Here is a 2261-nt window from a genome sequence, read left to right as displayed (position 1 = left end):
ACTTGAAGCGCACGCCCTCGAAGAGCGGCAGAAACGTCTGGAAGGTCTTTGTGCCATAGCCACGAAGCGCCGCCGCCTCGTCGAGTGACGCGGCCGTGAACAGCGACGGATCGAGCTTGCCGTCGCGGACGCTCTCATAGTTGGCGATGTAGATCGCTTCATCGTCGTCCAGTTCATCGTTGCGGCGCACGAATTTGAGCCGGATGGCAAAGGCGCCACGGAACCGTTCCTCCGCTTCTGAGAAGAACTCATGCCGAACGCCGAGCGGCAGGACGATCAGGCGACGGCCGCCAATGTGCTTGCCGATCAGGCGCATCAATTCGAGCTGGATCGATGTCTTGTGCAGGCCGAAGGCGGCAAAGATGCCGCGACGGCCGCCCTGCATGGCCCATTTGACGATGGCGCGACAGTGAGGCGCGAGGTCAGGGTTGATCTCGTCATCGGGCACGTCGAAGCCGGTGGCCTCCGCTACCTTCATCTTCGCCCGCAGAAACTCGTTGTAGGATTGGAGGGTCATGCGGCCGTCTCCGCAAAAAGGTCAGCCTGCGGAGACAGCTCACGGACATCATCATCGTCGTCGACCTTGACGCCGGCCTTCTTCATGTCGGCACGATTGCCCTTGCCGCGAATTGCGACCTTGGCGTTCGGCTTGACGCCGAGCGCCTGCTGCAAGGCGTTGAAGCCCTGAAACCCGCCGTCTTCGAGAATGCGGCAAAACTGGTCGATCACCGGATGCCCTTCCGGCGTCACCATGTTCATGATGTTGGCCACTTCCTCCATGACCATGGCCTTGGGGCCTAGTTCGACGATGAAGCGGGCGTATTCAAAAACGAGGGAGTTGCGAGGATCGTAGACATCGCGCTTGCCTGCGGTGCTGTAGCCCTGACATGGCGGCCCGCCGCACACCGCGTCCAACTCGCCTTTCGTCATGCCGAGAGTATCGAGGATGCGCTGCGTTTCCAGCTTTCTCACGTCGCCGACGAAAATATGAGAAACGCCCGGTGTCGATCGCGGCTGGCCCGCTATCCAGCCGGAACCGGCGCGGGGAATATCGGCAAGCATACCCTTCGCGGCGACGACATCACCGTTTTTGATGTTGATACCGGAGCGCTTGTAGACACCAGCAAACGCCTTTTCGGTGCGCTCGCGGTCGTCATCCGTGACGAAGTGCATCTGGCATTCGCCGTAGCGGCAGAGATTGGCCATGTAAGTCATGACGGCCATCGGGTCCCATTCTGCAGCCGCGACAACCTCGTATCCCGCTTGAATGAAGCCGAGAGAGAAGCCACCTGCGCCAGAGAAGAAGTCCATCGCCTTGGGCCGGCGCATCTTGCGGCTTTCCCTCACTGCTACACTTTCGGGGATCAGGAGGCCGGAGGGCATTTGCACGAAGTCTCTCATTCGTCGCGCGCTCCGTGGCCCATGTCAGCAGCTTCAAATTCATCCCGCTCCCTGCCCTCCTCCATCTGCCCATGCACGCGCCGCAGCAGATCGGCTTGCATGTCCGCAAGGCCGTCGATCATGCGCTGCCAGAGCGGGCCGCAATCAGAAAGGCGTGGTGGTTCGACGGGGGCGTTCATGTCGCCTCCGATCCGTACAGGGTGGCCCCGCGTCGAAATGGACGCCCGCCCTCACTGGCCTCTGCCGCCCGATCGAGAACCCACCAGCGAAATACTTCCGTTGCGGCGGCGCGCTCTTGGTCGCTTGCCTTTTCGACCTGACCATCCTTGCGCTTTCGCTCGTATCCCTGACGAAGCTTTCGAACGAGGCAGCGCGGCGACTTGTCGTCGCAATCTGGCAGAGGGCAGCGGAGGCACGGATCGTCTCTCATCGAATCCCGTCCCGCCTCATAGGCTTGATGGAAACGCCGCGAATGGCCTTGGACACGTCGCCGACAACCGGAATGATGCGCGCCAGCAGATCGCCGGCGGCATCGAGCACTTCGACTTTGCGAAGCTGCGATGAGTTCGGCTTTTCGCCGAGCTTCTTGCGGGCCATTTCCGTGCCGTAGAGGCGGTCAGCCTCGGCCGTGAGAACGCGCCGCATTTCGTTGAGGCCGGGCTGCTTGCTCATCGCCGCACCCCATTCTGGATGTTTCGATGGCGCATCCGAATTACCGGCTGCTCATCCTCTCCGCAGCCGCGACCGATCGCTTCGCCGTTCGGGCCAGAAGTAAACAGCCGCCAGTGCCGCCAACCCTGCGGACAGTGGAAGCCCCATTCACGAATTCGCGGCCCGGTGATGAACAGGGTCCAGCATGG

At 61.7% G+C, this 2261-nt stretch carries 4 protein-coding genes and 1 pseudogene; all 5 read right to left on the bottom strand.

Annotation, left to right across the window (positions count from 1 at the left end):
- A pseudogene (locus EP165_RS20245) lies at positions 1 to 517 on the bottom strand (DNA methylase N-4); the annotation flags it as partial.
- A complete protein-coding gene (locus tag EP165_RS20240) occupies positions 514 to 1401 on the bottom strand; it encodes a DNA cytosine methyltransferase (protein WP_127524665.1) in 888 nt (295 codons plus the stop codon). The gene EP165_RS20240 and the pseudogene EP165_RS20245, both read right to left, overlap by 4 nt.
- Entirely contained in the window at positions 1398 to 1580 is a 183-nt protein-coding gene (locus EP165_RS20235) for a hypothetical protein (RefSeq protein ID WP_127524664.1), read from the bottom strand. The genes EP165_RS20240 and EP165_RS20235 overlap by 4 nt, the downstream gene beginning before the upstream one ends.
- A gap of 247 nt (positions 1581 to 1827) precedes the next feature.
- Entirely contained in the window at positions 1828 to 2073 is a 246-nt protein-coding gene (locus EP165_RS20230) for a hypothetical protein (protein ID WP_127524663.1), read from the bottom strand.
- Positions 2070 to 2261 (bottom strand): ubiquitin family protein (locus EP165_RS20590; protein WP_501981697.1); only part of this gene is annotated, 192 nt, incomplete at its 5' end. The genes EP165_RS20230 and EP165_RS20590, both read right to left, overlap by 4 nt.

Source organism: Mesorhizobium sp. Z1-4 (assembly GCF_004000235.1).
GTDB lineage: Bacteria > Pseudomonadota > Alphaproteobacteria > Rhizobiales > Rhizobiaceae > RCIO01.
The sequence above is the reverse complement of the archived record's forward strand: the minus strand, read 5'-3'. Positions and strand labels throughout refer to the sequence as shown.

What these genes read in the sequence shown, in the direction of transcription:
- EP165_RS20230 (WP_127524663.1), bottom strand. Translation starts at nt 2,073, where the DNA reads ATGAGCAAGCAGCCCGGCCTCAACGAAATGCGGCGCGTTCTCACGGCC.
- EP165_RS20240 (WP_127524665.1), bottom strand. Translation starts at nt 1,401, where the DNA reads ATGAGAGACTTCGTGCAAATGCCCTCCGGCCTCCTGATCCCCGAAAGT.
- EP165_RS20235 (WP_127524664.1), bottom strand. Translation starts at nt 1,580, where the DNA reads ATGAACGCCCCCGTCGAACCACCACGCCTTTCTGATTGCGGCCCGCTC.